We start from the raw sequence: 14,116 nt of genomic DNA on the forward strand, positions 1-14,116 counted from the left end.
GAGGAGGTGGCGATCCCAGAACTGACCGCGGCATAATCACAACAGCTGACCCGCACGGTGTTGAGAAAATCCACCACACAGCGGGACGTCACCCGCCGTGGTGACAGCCGCGGCCGGCGCGGGTGTGCGCAACTCCTCTGATCCGTGGGCGTGAGGGCCGGATCGGGGTGCTTCGGCCGTTTCGGGCGCGGATCGGAGGAGTTCGGTACGGGGAGCGCGGGTAGAGGCGCTCCCGTGGGCGCTGGTCGGCAATCGCGGGGGTGGCGCCGGGACCCGACCGGGCTCGCGTACCCAACTCCTCCGATCCGGACTCGCGGCGGCTGGATCGGACAGTCTTGGCCGTCTTCCCCGCGGATCTGAGGAGTTCGGTACGAGCGCACAGGCAGACGTACCCTCCGCCGGGGCACGCGCGCGCCGTCGAGCGCGGGGCGGCGCCCGGTGTGGTCCGGGTGGCGCCGGGGCATGCCGAACTCCTCTGATCCGGGCTGATTCGCGCCGGAACCGGCGGTTTCGGCCGGTTCCGGCCGGGAATGGAGGAGTTCGGTACGGGAGGCGGAGGCGGCGGGCGAGGCGAGAGGCGGCGCCGGGGTCAGCGGAGGCCGTGGTGGACGACGCGGGCACCGGATGCCGATACCGCGGCGTCGAGGGTCGCGACGCCGATCGCGCCCTCGGGTTCCCACGGCGTATAGGCATCCGACCAGAACCGGGTGCCGGACGGCAGGTCGGCCACCCCGGGGAGGAGCCGCGAGACCTCGTCGAGCGTCGGCAGGAGCCGCGGGCGCAGCACGGTGAGCACCACCGTCTCGCCGCCGCGCACCTGCAGCGCCGCCCCGTCGTCGATCTCGCGCAGGTTCAGCGGCGCGGTCGCCCCCGCCAGCTCCCACACCCGCCGTGCAGCAGCGCCGATCTCGTCGGCGCCGAGCGCGCTCGGGCTCAGCACCACGCTGCTACGGGGCATCGCGTCTCCTTCGGCGTCGCATGGGCGGCTCGTCGTCGTCCGGCCCGGACTCCGGCACATCGGTGATCACCGGCTCCGCCGTGACCGGCGTGACACCGACCGGCTCCGGCGCCACGGGCTCCGGCGCGAACTCCGCGGCAACGGGCTCCGCCGCAGCGGCCACTGGCTCCGAAGCCACCGGCGCCGCCACCCCGGCCCCCGCCGCGCCCTCCCCGCCCCCGACGGGAGCGAAGCGGGCGATCTGCACGAGCGCGGGGCGCTCGCCGCGGCGGGCGAGGCGACCGCGTCCGGCGATCATCGGTTCGGCGTAGAGCTTGGGCAGCAGCTGCCCCTCCGAGCGGTCGCCCGACATCACGAGCGCGGTGCCGCCGGTGTCGCGCACCGACTGCAGGGCGAGATCGAACATCGCGCGGGATGCCCCGGCGACCGGCCGCGCCACGACGACGTTCAGGCGCAGATCGCGGGCCGACGCGAGCGAGGCCAGCAGCGGCCGCAGCGGTTCGGCCCCGCCGGCGGCGAGGATGTCGAAGTCGTCGGCGACGACGAGGATGCGCGGGCCCGCGGCATCCCGGTTCCCGGCCCGCTTGTCGAGCTCGACCGCGATCGACTCGGCGAGCTGCCGCGCCTGACGCCCGCTGGTGGCGTGACCGCCGAGGTAGGCGTCGGGGATGTCGCCGACGAGGTCGCCGCGGGCGTCCATGAGTGCGATGACCAGCTCCTCCGGGGAGTGCCGGTCGATGGCTCCCTGGATGATGCCGCGCAGCACGGTCGTCTTCCCGCAGCGGCTGTCGCCGAGGACGAGCAGGTGCGGGTCGCGCGTGGCGAGGTCGAGCGTCACAGGCTGCATCGTGTCCTGACGCAGGCCCAGGGGGATCTCGTCCGGCTCGTCGAGCGGGTCCGGCAGCTCCGCGGGGGCGAGGTCGTCGGGAAGCAGGCGGATCGGCGCCGCACCCGGACCGCCCCAGCGGGCGGCGGCGTCGCGCGCGATGGCTTCGAGCGCCTCGCCCACGTCGGCGTCGTCGACCTCTTCGAGCAGGGGCAGGGCGACCTGCGCGAACAGCTTGTCGTCGGTGAGCACGCGGCCCGGCTCGTCGGCGCGCAGCGTCGCCGAGAGCTTCCGCGCGATCTGCGAGTCGGCGGGGTCGTTGAGCTTCAGTTCGAGGCGCGTGCCGATGAGGCTCTGGAGGTTCATCCGCAGCTCGTTCCACCGCGAGAGGGTGACCACGACATGGATGCCGAAGCTGCCGCCGCGTTCGAGGAGCTCCGACAGCGCCGGCTCGAGGTCTTCGAAGTCGGTGCGCAACGCCCCGAGCCCGTCGACGAGGAGGACCACGTCGGCGCTCGGCAGTTGCGGGATCCGCCCCGCGGCGTGCTGCCGACGGAGGTCGGCGAGGGAGTCCAAGCCCTGCTCGCGGAACACCTGCTCGCGCGTGGCGAGCATCGCGGTGAGCTCCTCGAGCAGTCGGGTGAGCCGCTCGCGGTGTCCGCGCGTCGCGACGCCGCCGACGTGCGGGAACGGCTCGATACGGCTGAGGCCGCCGCCGGTGAGGTCCATGCCGTAGATGCTGACCTCGCGCGGCGAGTGGGAGAAGGCGAGGGATGCCGCGAGCGTGCGCAGGAACGTCGATCGCCCCGACTGGGGGGCGCCGGTGATCGACACGTGCCCGCCCGAGCGGGTGAGGTCGAGCATCCACGGCGCCTGCCGCTGGCGGGTCGGGTCGTCGAGGAGCCCCATCGGTGCGCGCAGGTCGCCCACGGCGCGCTGCTCGGCACTCGGCAGGACGCCGCCGAGGGTCAGCACCGGCGGAAGCGGCGGCAGCCAGACCGGCATGGTGCGGGCGACACCGCGCGAGAGACGCGAGGTCGCGGCCTGGACGAGGGTGCGGCCGGTCGTCGGTGCGGCAGGGCCGGGCGCGGCATCCGTGTCGTCCTCGGTCTCGTCGGCGACGAGGTCGTAGGCGGGGAGTTCGCGCACGGGCGGGGGCGCATCGTCGGGCCGGACGTCCTCGCGCCGCTCGGGGACGGGTCCCGACACGTACCCCGCGCGGAAGCGGGTGTACACCGACGTGTCGACCTTGAGGTAGCCGAAGCCGGGGATCGCCGGCAGGTGGAAGGCGTCCGGGGTGTCCAGGACGACCGCCGACTCGGCCTCCGAGAAGGTGCGGAGCCCGATGCGGTACGACAGGTAGGTGTCGAGGCCCCGCAGGCGCCCGCCTTCGATCCGCTGGCTCGACAGCAGCAGGTGCACGCCGATCGAGCGTCCGATGCGGCCGATGGTGAGCAGCAGCTCGACGAAGTCGGGTTCGGCCGTCAGCAGCTCGCCGAACTCGTCGATGACGAGGAAGAGGTGGGGCAGGGCGGGTAGGTCCTGCCTCTCACGGCGCAGCTCGCGATAGTGGCCGATGGATGCCGCGTTCCCGGCCTCCTTCAGCAGACGCTGGCGCCGCACGACCTCGCCCTGGATGCTCTCGCGCGCCCGCTCGGTCAGCTGCGGGTCGTCGGCGAGGTTGTCGATGAGGCCGGCGACGTGCGGGAGGTGCGCGAACGGCGCGAAGGCCGCACCGCCCTTGTAGTCGACGAGGATCATCGCGAGGTCGTCGGGGGAGTGCGTGAGGGCGAGACCCAGCACGAGCGTCCGCAGGAGCTCGCTCTTGCCCGACCCGGTCGCACCGATGCAGATGCCGTGCGGGCCCATGCCGAGCTGCGCGGACTCCTTGAGGTCGAGCAGCACGGGGCCGCCGCGGTCGTCGACGCCGATCGGGACGCGGAGGAAGTCCGCGGCCGAGCGCGGGCGCCACGCGTCGCGGAGGTCGATGTTCTCGACGTCGTCCATGCCGAGGAGTTCGGTGACGTCCGGCGCGAGGGCACCCTGCGCGTCGACGGCGCTCGTGCGGGTGAGGCGGAGCCCGGCGAGCGGGCGCGCGATGACCTCGAGCAGTGCGGCATCCACCGGATCGGGACGGATGCCGGTGACCGCCGGCTCGCCGCTCCCGGGTGTCTCGATCACGGCCTCGACGAGCGCGTCCTCCGCCGCTTCGACGACTTCCGGCGCGCCGACCCCGCCCTCGCCCGCACCGCCGGTGACGGTGACGCGTGCGGTGACGGTCGAGGGCTCCTTGAGGCGGTCGTCGACGACGTGGATGACCGTGATGCCGAGGGCGGAGAGGTCGAGGACGGCGTCCAGCGGCGGGAGCGCACGGGCGGCCTCGGTGCCCTCGTCGATGAAGACGATGAGGCGACCGGGCTTGGTGCGCCGCCCCGCACGCCGCGCGGCGGCGGCCGTCGCGCTGCGGTCGCGGAGCTCCCCGCCGATGAGGGTCAGGAGGTCGTCGACGGTCGGGGCGACCCGGCGGGCGGCGACCGCACCCGGCGCGGGCTCGGCGCCGGCGAGGTGCGGGAGGAGGTCGAAGCCGCGCCAGTCGCCGAGGCTTTCCTCGGGCACGACGAGGGCGAGGTGGACGTCATCGGGGGAGTGCAGGGCCGCGATCTGCGCGGCGAGGGCCCGGCACACCGGCAGGGTCTGCGCGCGCTCGCCGATGAGCGAGACGTGTCCGCCGCGCTCGAGGTCGAGCACCGCGGGGGTGCCCTGCGCGATGCCGGCGAGGCGGACGACCCGCTCCGCCGCGCTCTTCATGACCGGGTCGAACGGCTGCACCGGGTTCTGCTCCGGCGGGAGGAGCACGTCCACCGCGCGGAGGTCGCCGGTGCCGAGGCGCACGTGGAGGAAATCCGCGTCGCTCGGCCGCCGCTCCCAGCGCCGGGCGGGATTCGCGGCGATCTCCACGAGCGTCGCCGGGTCGGGATGCAGGCGCCGCGTGGCCTCACGGTGCGCGTCGGCGGTCTCGCGGACGTCGGCGCGGAGCTCTTCGAGGTAGTCCAGGTAGCGCTCGCGCTGGACCCGGCGCTGGCGGGCGGCGTTGCCGCGCGCGCTGAAGGCCATGCCGACACCGCCGACCAGGGCGACGACGAGGATGACTGCGCCGACGACGACCATGATCGGGTTGTTGCGCAACAGCACGATCATCGTGATCGACGACAGGCTGCCCACGACCGGCAGCAGCGACTGGATCGGGAATCCCGTGGACCCCTCGCCGATCGGCGGCGGCGGTGCGAGCGTGATGTCGGCGGGAGCCTCGACGGGCTCAATGATGCGCGCGGGGCGGTGGACGACGTGGACGCTCATGCGGCGACCTCCGATGCGGATGCCGCCATGAGGGTGGCGGTCAGGCGCAGCAGCGCCCGTTCGGCCGGTCGCGTGCGGGGCGCGGCATCCGCCTGGAGTCCGCCGTCGAACGGGATCGCGACGGCCGGGGCGGGGGCGCCGTCCACCGCGCGGGCCACGGCGTCTCCCGCTCGCGCGTGGTCGACGAGGGCGAGGACGACGGCCGGTCGCTCGGGGAGCGACACGATGGCGGGCACCACGGCGCGGGCGAGCTCGGTGGCCGTGCGACCGGCGTCCGCGACGAGGCAGACCACGTCGCAGAGCGCCGCGCACGTGGCGAGGTCGACGAGCGGATGCCGCACCCCGAAGTCGGTGACGGTGACCTCGAAGAAGCGGGCGATCGGCGCGACTTCCGAGAGCCAGCTCTCGGCGGCGGCGGGTTCTGCGGCATCCGTCGCGTCGTGCGGAGCCGGACGGACGGCGAACCAGCCGTCGCCGGAGGGGAGGCCGTTCCGGGCGTCGTCGCTCGTGCGCGCCCCCGCGCGGGTGTCGTCGGGTGACGTGGGGTCGGCCCCGAGTCGGGCCCCGAGCGAACGCGCGCCGGACGAGAGGTCGACGGCGAGGACCGGTTCGCTGCGCCGGGAGGCCAGGATGCCGGTCACGCGGTGGGCGAGGGTGCTCGTGCCCGTTCCGGGGGCGAGCGAGAGGAACCCGATCCGCCGGGTGGTGGGAAGCTCGATGGAGATCGCGCGGTGCCAGCCGGTCACGCGAGCGCGTTCGGCGGCGGCGCTGCCGAACAGGGCGGCGGGGAGGGCGCGGACGTCGAGGCTCACGATCCGCCGCCGAACATGCCGAGGAGTTCGGGGTAGATCCCGAGCGCGCCGACGAGGAGCGGGAGGAGCGAGACGACCGCGAGGGTCTCGAGGGCGTTGCCGAAGCCGCGGAGGCGCGCGCGGGTGTGCTCGCGCGGGGCGATGAGGGTCGCGACGGCGACGAGGACGGCGCCGGCCGCGGCGGCGGCGACGCCGAGCCACGACCGCTCGCCCGCCAGCTGCGTGAGGAGGGCCGTGAGCGCGATCGCCGCGACGGCGGCCCACAGGGCCCAGCCCTGCATCCGCAGCGGGAAGGCGCGCGAGCGGAGCGCGGCGATCAGCGCGAAGGCGAGCGCGAGCAGGCCGCTCCACAGCTCGTCGGCGAGCACGAGGGCTGTTCCCGTGATCGCGAGGAGCGCGGCGACCCCGGCGACGCTCCAGGTGAGGGCGGCATAGGCGTCGTCGATCGAGGCGAAGGCCCGCGGGCGGTCCAGGCGCTCGCCGCGCGCGACGCGGCGATCGAGGTCGGTGAGGCCCGCGGCCGACAGCGCGATCCAGGGGAGCGGGCCGGTGGCGAAGGCGGCGAGCGTCCCGGCGATCGCCGCGGCGGGTGCCGGAGCGACCCCGGCCATCAGCATCCCGAGGAGGATGCTCGCCAGCACCGCGCCCCACGCGCCGCCCGCGGCGGCACCGGGCGCACGCAGGGCCACGCCGCGTCCGAGCAGCACGGCGGTTCCGCCGGCGGCGACGGCGACGGATGCCGCGAGCAGCAGCGCCGCGCCCGGATCAGCTCCGGCGGCCAGCGCGGCGCTCGACGACGCGACGGCGAGGGGCAGGACGAGACCCGCGGCGGCGGCGCCGACGCACGCCGACACGCGGCGGAGGCCGAGGAGCCCGAGGCCGACCGCGGTGCCGAGGAGCACCACGATCGCCGCGAGCAGGGTCGCCACGGCGAGGCCCGGTTCGGCGAAGGGTGCGAGCAGGCCCGCCGCGGCGAGCGCGAGCGCGATCCCGGTGCCGCCGGCGATCATGCGCGCGCGATCGTCCCACCGGTCGGGGCGGGCGTCGTGGGCGTCGGCGGCGGCGTCGGTCACGTCGATGACGACCGGGGGCGGCGGCGCGGCATCCAGCCGCACGAGGCGCACCAGGGTGCCGTCGACGAGGTCGAGCTGCTCGGGCGAGAGGCCGATGTCGAGCTGCTCGCCGTCCGGGGTGACGAGCGTGAGCGGACGCGATACGGTCCCCGAGGTCTCGTCGAGCAGGTCGAGCAGGCGCGGCACGGCCGCCCCGAGGGGCTCGCGGCTGGCGACGACGACCTCGCTGCGACGGGTGGCGCCGGCGACGGTGAGGCGGGTGTAGATGCTCATGAGGTCTCTTCCGCGAGGACGACGATGACGGATGCCGCGGCCGGGGCGGTGCTCGCCTCGGCGCGGTCGGCGAGGAGCTGCACGACGAAGGACACCCCGACGCAGACCGCGCAGGCGACGGCCGCGACGATGAGCGACCCGATCAGGCGCTTCAGGTGGTCGTTGACGGTGCGGCGCTCGCCGATGTGGCCGTAGAGCAGGGCGGCGCCGAGCCGCATCCGCTCGATCTTGGCCTGCTCGATGAGGACCGTGTCGCGTTGGTCGGGCATCAGGCCTCGCTTCCGGGCCGGGGTGAGGAGGGTGCGGCCGCCGAGGAGGCGGCGGCGTCCGCGTCGGCGGTCCGCAGCGCCGCGGCGACCTCCGGTGCCACCCCGAGGAGCGCGGACAGGCGCGTGCCGTCGAGGGTGCCGAGCAGCTCCGTCAGACGCGTCCAGCCGCCGCCGTCGACCGAGCCGAGGGGGACGAGGGCGCCCGGGATGCGGGGGCTGCCGACGACCGTGCCGCCGTGCTGCGCGACCCAGGATGCCGCGTCCACACCGAGCGCGCGGATGCCGGGCGGGCCGACGAGGAGCGCGAGAGGCTCGGGGGTGGCGGGTGTCAGCGGTCGCACGGTGAGGTCGGGCGCGCCGATCGTGGCGAAGGCGATGCCCAGGAGCGGCATCCCGACATCGGCGGCGCGCGCGAGGAGGCGCCGGGCGAAGAGCGCGGCATCCGCGGTCCTCGCGTCGCCCGGGCCGCCGAGCTCGGCCCAGACGCGGGTGGTCTCTTCCAGGCCCTCGGAGGTGCGCGCAACCTGCAGGGTCGACAGCAGTGCGTGTTCGGCCGACGCCCTCGCTGCCCAGCGGCTCTCGGTCGGCATCCGTCGTCGCGTGCGTTCGGTGAGGTCGTCGCGGTCCCACGCGGCCACGAGCGGCTCGGTCGGACCCCATGCCGAGGGCGCGCCGTCGACGAGCGTCTCGGTGGCCGCCTCGATCACGCCGCCGAGCCGGACCGGTCGCGAGACCCGGTGGCGCGTGGAGATCGTCGCCACCAGCTGCAGCCGGCTCGAGATCGGTGCGCGCAGGAACACGGGGTGGAGATCGGATGCCGACAGCGGCGCCGTCGCCGACAGGACGTCGGTGATCTGCGCGAGGCGGCGGCCGGTGCGCGCGTCGTAGCCGACCGCGGCGGGATCCTCCGGGCTCCGGATGACCCAGTGCCCGCGGACCGCCGCGAGGGCGTCCGCGAGGACGGGGGTCATCCGGCTGTGCGGACCCGAGATGACGATCGCGCGCGCGCCGTCGCCGGTGACGCGGTGGAGGTAGTCGCTCATCCCCGCGGTCAGCGCGATCACCGGCGCGCGGGTCTCGGTCGCCGACCAGCCGGGGCCGGCGCCGTCCTCGAGAGGGTGGCGTGCGAAGGAGGGGCCCACGTCAGCCGTCCGTCCGGACGGAGAGCTCGCGATCTCCGAGTTCGAGGGTCGCATCGGCCGGTATGGGGGTGCGCTGGAAGGCGAGGAAGGGCTGGGAGCCCGCGTCGGTGCGCAGGAACGTGCCGTTGGTCGAGCCGAGGTCGGTGACCCACACGCGACGGCCGTCCCACTCCAGGCGCGCGTGCGACTTCGACAGGCTCCGCGAGAGGTCGGGCCACTGGTAGACCTCGGCGGGCGCGTCGACAGGTGCCGAGGGGTTGCGGCCGAGTACGAGCGCCGAGGCGAGGGAGACCCGCTGTCCCGAATCGAGTTCGATGACGGGGACCCGGCCGCGCACCGGACGTGCCGGCGGGAGGGCGGCGCGGTCGGGGAACGCGAAGGGCGCCAGCGCCGGGGCGAACGGATCGCGCCCGCGCCGGAGGTCGACCGTGCCGAGATCGCGTCGCGCGAGAGCGGGGAGGAGCGCCCGGCCGGTGGAGGCGCCGGTCGAGCGGCGGACGGTGCGCGTCCCCATTGCCGCGTGCCCCGGAGTGCGGCCGGAGCGGGCGAGGCCGCGCACGATCGCACCCGCGGCGAGCACGGTCGCCACGATGAGGATTCCACCGAGGAGGGCGAGACCCGCCGCGAGGGCGATCACCGCGACGGCGGCGAGGACGAGCACCGCGGCGAGGTCGATGGTCGCCGCGGCGACCCGTGACAGCGGCCGCGCGGGGGCCGTGCCGACGAGCGGATCGACCTCGGGGATCGGAGCGTTCGGAAGTGTCGTCATATCAGGGGGAAATCGCCGGTCGGGGGCCGGTTTTCACGGCCGATCCAGGCTAACCCAGACCGCGGGCGGCGCCCTGTCCCCCATATGGGGGACGTGGACACCGCCCGCGTCGTCGGCTCAGGATGCCGAGGTCGAACCTCCGTTCGGGGCGGACCCCGCTCCGGCACCCGCCGTGGAGCGCGCGGCGATCCCCTGGAGGAGGGCGGAGAGGTCGAGCCCGGTGAGGCCCTTGACGACCTCGGTGCCTTCGCCGAGGACCTTGCCCACGGTCTTGGTCATCTCCGACGCACCGTCGGTGGAGACGACGGTGAGGGTGTCGATCGAGGCGATCGGCTCGGCGGCGGCGCGGACGATCTCCGGCAGGCGCGAGATGATCTCCTGCGCCAGGGCCGCTTCGCCGTACTTCTTGAGCGCCTCGGCCTTGGCGTCGGTCGCGTCGGCCTCGGCGACACCCTCCGCGCGGGTCGCGGCGGCGCGCGCCTCACCCTCGGCGGCGATACCGGCGGCGAGGGCGACCTGGCGGTCGCGGTCGGCTTCACCCGACAGGCGCACGGCCGTGGCGGCGGCCTCGGCATCCTGAACGGCGGCGACCTTGTTGGCCTCGGCGATCTTGGTGCGCTTGAACGCGTCAGCTTCGGTGGCGGCGTTGGCCGCGTCGCGCTGCGCGGTCGCGCGCTGCACTTCGGCGTAGGCCTCGGCCTCGGCGGGCTTGCGGATCTCGATGTCGAGGCGCTCCTGCGTGACGAGGGCCTGCTCGACGAGCGCTTCGCGCTCCTGCTGGGCGACCAGGCGATCCTGCTCGGCCTTGGTGAACAGGCCCGCGGCGTCGGCTTCGGCGTTCGCGCGGTCGGTCTCGGCCTTGATCGAGGCCTGGCGGAGCGAGAGGGCCTTCTGGCGCTCGGCGATCTGCTCCTGCGCCTCGATGCGGGCGAACTCGGACGCGCGCGACGCCTCGGCCTCGCTGACCTCGGCGACCTGGCGGGCCCGCGCGGCCTCGGCGCGACCGAGGTTGGCGAGGTAGTCGCTGCCGGGCGTGGAGATGTCGCTGATGTTGAGGAGGTCGACCTGGAGGCCCTGCTCGACGAGGTCGGCCTTCGTCTCGGCGACGACACGGTCGGACAGGCTCTTGCGGTCGGAGATGATCTGCTCGATGGTCATGTCGCCGACGATGGACCGGAGCGAGCCCTCGAGGGATTCGCGGATGATGTCGGTCAGCGTCCCCTGCTGCGAGAGGAAGCGCTGCGCGGCGCGGCGCACGCCCTCCTCGGTGCCCGAGACCTTGAAGTTGATGGACGCCTTGATCGCGATCTTGATGCGGTTCTTGTCGACGCCTTCGACGGTGATGCCGATCTGGCGCTGCTCGAGCGAGATCGAGAAACCCTGCTGGAGGATCGGCCACACGAACGTGCGGCCGCCGATCACGACCCGCTGGCCGATGCTCTCACCGGGGGCGGCACGGCCGGCGCCGCGACCGACGATGACGAGGGCTTCGTTCGGGGGCACGCGACGGATGCGGCGGGCGATGAAGATCAGCAGTGCCACCGCCGCGATGACGAGGGCGATGATCGCGATGACCTGGATCAGGAGCGGGTCCAACATGGGGTCCTCTCGGAGGTGGGGAGTGGGGACGACAGGGTGGTACCCGAGGGGACTTACTCGGGGATGACTTTGACGCGCGTGCCGCTGTGGGCGATGACGCGGATGCGCAGGCCCTCGGCGATCGGCTCGTCGGAGTATGCGAGGCGTCGCTCGATCTCACCGGGGCCGTCGAGGCTGACCTCGCCGCCGGACGCGGAGATCGGCGACGTCGAGACGCCGGTGAGTCCGATGGCGCTGAGCGGTGCGCCGTCGGAGGTCTTGGTCAGGCGCTTGACGACGACGAGGGCGAGCACATAGGCGGCGATCGCGAAGACGGCGCCGAGCACGTAGGCCCAGATGATGTCGAGGCCGGACTGCGAGGTGAAGACCCCCGCGGCGCCGAAGACGACGGCGGCGATGCCGAGGGCGGTGCCCGAGATCGCCCCCTCGCCGATCTCGAAGTGGTCGAAGATGTCGCCGACGATCAGCGAGATGAGCAGGACGGCCAGACCGACCCCGCCCACGATCAGGAACGGCAGCAGCACGAGTCCCCCTTCGGCAGTGTGCCTTCAGCCTAGGGGGCGGGGTCGGTGCGCGCAGGCGCGGCATCCCGATATGTGGACAAAGGGTCCAAATCTCTCGGAAAGCGCGGTCCGCTCGAGACGGGACTGTGGATCAGGACGAGAACGGCCGGTAGCTCCGCTGGGCCACCATCTGTTCGAATTCGCAGGCCTGGTCGGTGGTGATCTCTTCCAGGGGTGATTCGAGGGCGTTGATGATCGCGGTCTGCACGCTCGCGTGGCGATCGGGAGCCCAGACATCGACGTCCCGGAGGACCTGGTCTTCGAAACCGGCCGGCGTGACGTGGCGGCGCAGCAGACCGTTCGGTGTGCGGTCGGGGCCGAACTGTGCGAAGTAGCGGTCCGGGTCGATGCCGGCATCCGCGTCTGTGGTGTTCTCCGTCCCGCCGACCGGATGCTGCTCGAGAACCTCGCGGATCACCAGATCCGGGTCGTCGAGATCGATCTCGCGTTCCCACCAGCCCTTGTCGACCCGGGGGAGATCGAGCGTGTGGGCGAGGTCGGCGCGGGAGGTCCCGACCAGCACCCGCCCCCGCGCGTTGACGGCCACCGAGACCTCAGCCCCGCGGAAGGTCCCCTCGTGGGAGACCGAGAACAGCTCGTCGAGTTCGCCCGGAGAGACCGCCCGGGTGTACCTCCCGACGCCGTAGCGGTCCTCGAACCCGCGCTCGAGGGTCGCCGGATCGTCGGACGTCACCACGAGGTCCCCCCGGGTGTCGCGATTGGCGGCGTACAGGACCCCATCCAGACGCCCGTACAGGCCGTCAGGTCGCGGAACCGGTGTCATCCCGGGCCTCCTTCGTCTCGGATTGAACGACCTCTCGCCATCATGAGCCTGTCATCGGATGGCGTGTGATCTCCACGCTGATTTCCGCTACCTCGTCCGGCGAGACCAGGGCCGACCATCCGTCGTTCTGATTCCCCGACAACCCCGCAGCCACAGCGGCATCGGGCGCGGTTCCGGCGTTCACCCACGGATCCCTGGCATTGTCGCTGAACTCGACCGCATCGCGGAAGTCGTCGTGAACGCGCGGACCGTCGGTGCGGACGTACACGTGGTCATCACCGCCGGAGAACCAGGAGAAACGACTGCCGCGGTACTCCAACAGCGTCTCACTGACGGGAATCATCGTCCGGTCTCATCTCGATGGCCCCAATCTCCCACGATGTGTTCGATCGTCTTCTCGTAGTTGCGGATGTCGATCACTGCGGGCTCGACCGTCACCACGGTGTCACGGTGCGCGTTGAACCGCGCGCCCGGCACGAGCGTCGCGATCGAACCGGCCTCGGGTCCATCCACGTAGAGCAGGACGGTGAGCCCGGGCGACGCGAACGGGACGGGATGGCGCACGAATTCGTCTTCGTTTCCGGTGTGCCACGTCCGCTCCCTCCCGAATCGTCCGAATGAGGACCTGCTTCGATTCTCGCCTCACCGGTCGTGCGCGACGAAGCGCGTCAGTCGAGGGGTACCCGAGGGGCTTTCGTATGACGTGAGGACAAGCGCGAGATCGATGTTCGGGACGTACGAAAGCGAGACGACGGGCTGCACCATGTCGTGACCGGCCATCGCGACGATCACTTCATCGGAACCGGTCCTCCGAAGTTCAGCCCATCCCGATGGGTTTCGTGAGGCCGTGAACCCCGGTGCCGGCTCGTCCCAGCGGGAAGGGAGCCGGATCGGGGTGAGGCCCTGTGCCGCGCGGCGATCGTCACCCGTCACGGTGACGAGGTGGGCGACAACCGGGTCGCGGGTGGAGGCCGAGAGGATGACCGCGGGCTCCTCCGCGCGCTCTGCTCGGCTGAGCACGATGCGACCGTCTGGCACGCGGATGCCCTACCTCAGTTCGCCGCCCTTGTTCGCGATGACGAGAGCCTCGCCCTTGCCCTCCGGCGTGTAGCCCGTGCGCTCCACCCACTCGACGAAGGCTGCGGGTAGCTTCTGCAGGATCGAACCCGTCATGGATTCCCCTCGCCACGCGCGACCCGCTCACGGAAGATGTCGGAGACGACGGAATATCCGAGGTCTTCGCCGAGCCCTCCGATCTCCGCGTGGACAGGCGTCTCTCCGACGAGCCACCGACCAGGGTGCGGAGAGTTCTGGGCAACCCACAGAAGGATCTGCCAGGGACCGAACGGAGAGTCATTGATACGGATCGGACGGGGTGTTCCCTGGCTTCTCAGGAGGTCGAGCCACTCATCTCCCCATCTCTCCCACCCGACGAGGGCCAGCACCGCCCCCGCGGGGTCGACGAAGTAGCTTGTCTCGATCAGCGGCTTCTCGTCCACTCCCAGAGTGAAATCGTGCATGCCCAGCTGCAGGATCAACGCGTCATCGACCCGGAATCTCGCGGGCCCGGCCGCCTCGACGTCGACGACCTCGCGCAGGTCGGCCAGGAACGGCGTGACCCGCTGGAGCCACTTTTCTCGCGCCTCGTCCTCGCTGGATGCGCCGAGCATCTTAGGAATGCCCACCTGACC

The 14,116-nt window shown here is 72.9% G+C and carries 15 protein-coding genes; all 15 read right to left on the reverse strand.

Annotation, left to right across the window (positions count from 1 at the left end; genetic code table 11):
• Window positions 1-589 precede the first annotated feature (589 nt).
• Window positions 590-958 (reverse strand): hypothetical protein, encoded by a 369-nt coding sequence (locus AB0O93_RS15245; RefSeq protein WP_363344768.1) that lies wholly within the window; start codon window positions 956-958, stop codon window positions 590-592.
• On the reverse strand, window positions 948-5,141 hold the full coding sequence (gene eccCa, locus AB0O93_RS15250; RefSeq protein ID WP_363344770.1) for a type VII secretion protein EccCa: 4,194 nt from the start codon (window positions 5,139-5,141) through the stop codon (window positions 948-950). The genes AB0O93_RS15245 and eccCa overlap by 11 nt, the downstream gene beginning before the upstream one ends.
• Window positions 5,138-5,953, reverse strand: a complete 816-nt coding sequence (locus AB0O93_RS15255) for a hypothetical protein (RefSeq protein WP_363344772.1) — start codon at window positions 5,951-5,953, stop codon at window positions 5,138-5,140. The genes eccCa and AB0O93_RS15255 overlap by 4 nt, the downstream gene beginning before the upstream one ends.
• Window positions 5,950-7,299, reverse strand: coding sequence for a hypothetical protein (locus AB0O93_RS15260; RefSeq protein ID WP_363344774.1), 1,350 nt, complete (start codon window positions 7,297-7,299; stop codon window positions 5,950-5,952). The genes AB0O93_RS15255 and AB0O93_RS15260 overlap by 4 nt, the downstream gene beginning before the upstream one ends.
• Entirely contained in the window at window positions 7,296-7,568 is a 273-nt protein-coding gene (locus tag AB0O93_RS15265; protein WP_353998696.1) for a hypothetical protein, read from the reverse strand. Before AB0O93_RS15265 ends, AB0O93_RS15260 begins: the two co-directional genes overlap by 4 nt.
• A complete protein-coding gene (locus AB0O93_RS15270) occupies window positions 7,568-8,710 on the reverse strand; it encodes a DUF6177 family protein (protein WP_363344776.1) in 1,143 nt (380 codons plus the stop codon). Before AB0O93_RS15270 ends, AB0O93_RS15265 begins: the two co-directional genes overlap by 1 nt.
• A gap of 1 nt (window position 8,711) precedes the next feature.
• Window positions 8,712-9,479 (reverse strand): FHA domain-containing protein, encoded by a 768-nt coding sequence (locus AB0O93_RS15275; RefSeq protein ID WP_363344778.1) that lies wholly within the window; start codon window positions 9,477-9,479, stop codon window positions 8,712-8,714.
• A gap of 117 nt (window positions 9,480-9,596) precedes the next feature.
• Window positions 9,597-11,078, reverse strand: a complete 1,482-nt coding sequence (locus AB0O93_RS15280) for an SPFH domain-containing protein (RefSeq protein ID WP_363344780.1) — start codon at window positions 11,076-11,078, stop codon at window positions 9,597-9,599.
• A 53-nt stretch (window positions 11,079-11,131) separates the two neighbouring features.
• Complete coding sequence (locus tag AB0O93_RS15285; protein WP_363344782.1) at window positions 11,132-11,602, reverse strand: NfeD family protein; 471 nt, start codon at window positions 11,600-11,602, stop codon at window positions 11,132-11,134.
• Between the two features lie 130 nt (window positions 11,603-11,732).
• Window positions 11,733-12,425, reverse strand: a complete 693-nt coding sequence (locus AB0O93_RS15290; protein ID WP_363344784.1) for a hypothetical protein — start codon at window positions 12,423-12,425, stop codon at window positions 11,733-11,735.
• 40 nt (window positions 12,426-12,465) lie between these two features.
• Entirely contained in the window at window positions 12,466-12,768 is a 303-nt protein-coding gene (locus tag AB0O93_RS15295) for a hypothetical protein (protein ID WP_363344785.1), read from the reverse strand.
• The gene (locus AB0O93_RS15300; RefSeq protein ID WP_363344787.1) at window positions 12,765-12,989 is read right to left on the reverse strand and encodes a hypothetical protein; all 225 of its coding nucleotides are present in this window, start codon (window positions 12,987-12,989) and stop codon (window positions 12,765-12,767) included. The genes AB0O93_RS15295 and AB0O93_RS15300 overlap by 4 nt, the downstream gene beginning before the upstream one ends.
• 78 nt (window positions 12,990-13,067) lie before the next feature.
• Window positions 13,068-13,463 carry an Imm61 family immunity protein gene (locus AB0O93_RS15305; protein WP_363344789.1) on the reverse strand — a complete coding sequence of 132 codons (396 nt, stop codon included), beginning with the start codon at window positions 13,461-13,463 and terminating at the stop codon, window positions 13,068-13,070.
• Between the two features lie 9 nt (window positions 13,464-13,472).
• Window positions 13,473-13,598 carry a hypothetical protein gene (locus AB0O93_RS15310; protein ID WP_363344791.1) on the reverse strand — a complete coding sequence of 42 codons (126 nt, stop codon included), beginning with the start codon at window positions 13,596-13,598 and terminating at the stop codon, window positions 13,473-13,475.
• Window positions 13,595-14,110 (reverse strand): hypothetical protein, encoded by a 516-nt coding sequence (locus AB0O93_RS15315; RefSeq protein ID WP_363344793.1) that lies wholly within the window; start codon window positions 14,108-14,110, stop codon window positions 13,595-13,597. The genes AB0O93_RS15310 and AB0O93_RS15315 overlap by 4 nt, the downstream gene beginning before the upstream one ends.
• Window positions 14,111-14,116: the final 6 nt, after the last annotated feature.

Origin of the sequence: Microbacterium sp. NPDC077184 (genome assembly GCF_040687055.1) — a bacterium.
Classification (GTDB): domain Bacteria; phylum Actinomycetota; class Actinomycetes; order Actinomycetales; family Microbacteriaceae; genus Microbacterium.

Excerpts from the sequence above, each read along its gene's own strand:
- eccCa (WP_363344770.1), bottom strand. The coding sequence starts at position 5,141 with ATGAGCGTCCACGTCGTCCACCGCCCCGCGCGCATCATTGAGCCCGTC.
- AB0O93_RS15260 (WP_363344774.1), bottom strand. The coding sequence starts at position 7,299 with ATGAGCATCTACACCCGCCTCACCGTCGCCGGCGCCACCCGTCGCAGC.
- AB0O93_RS15275 (WP_363344778.1), bottom strand. The coding sequence starts at position 9,479 with ATGACGACACTTCCGAACGCTCCGATCCCCGAGGTCGATCCGCTCGTC.
- AB0O93_RS15280 (WP_363344780.1), bottom strand. The coding sequence starts at position 11,078 with ATGTTGGACCCGCTCCTGATCCAGGTCATCGCGATCATCGCCCTCGTC.
- AB0O93_RS15295 (WP_363344785.1), bottom strand. The coding sequence starts at position 12,768 with ATGATTCCCGTCAGTGAGACGCTGTTGGAGTACCGCGGCAGTCGTTTC.
- AB0O93_RS15290 (WP_363344784.1), bottom strand. The coding sequence starts at position 12,425 with ATGACACCGGTTCCGCGACCTGACGGCCTGTACGGGCGTCTGGATGGG.
- AB0O93_RS15310 (WP_363344791.1), bottom strand. The coding sequence starts at position 13,598 with ATGACGGGTTCGATCCTGCAGAAGCTACCCGCAGCCTTCGTCGAGTGG.
- AB0O93_RS15245 (WP_363344768.1), bottom strand. The coding sequence starts at position 958 with ATGCCCCGTAGCAGCGTGGTGCTGAGCCCGAGCGCGCTCGGCGCCGAC.
- AB0O93_RS15265 (WP_353998696.1), bottom strand. The coding sequence starts at position 7,568 with ATGCCCGACCAACGCGACACGGTCCTCATCGAGCAGGCCAAGATCGAG.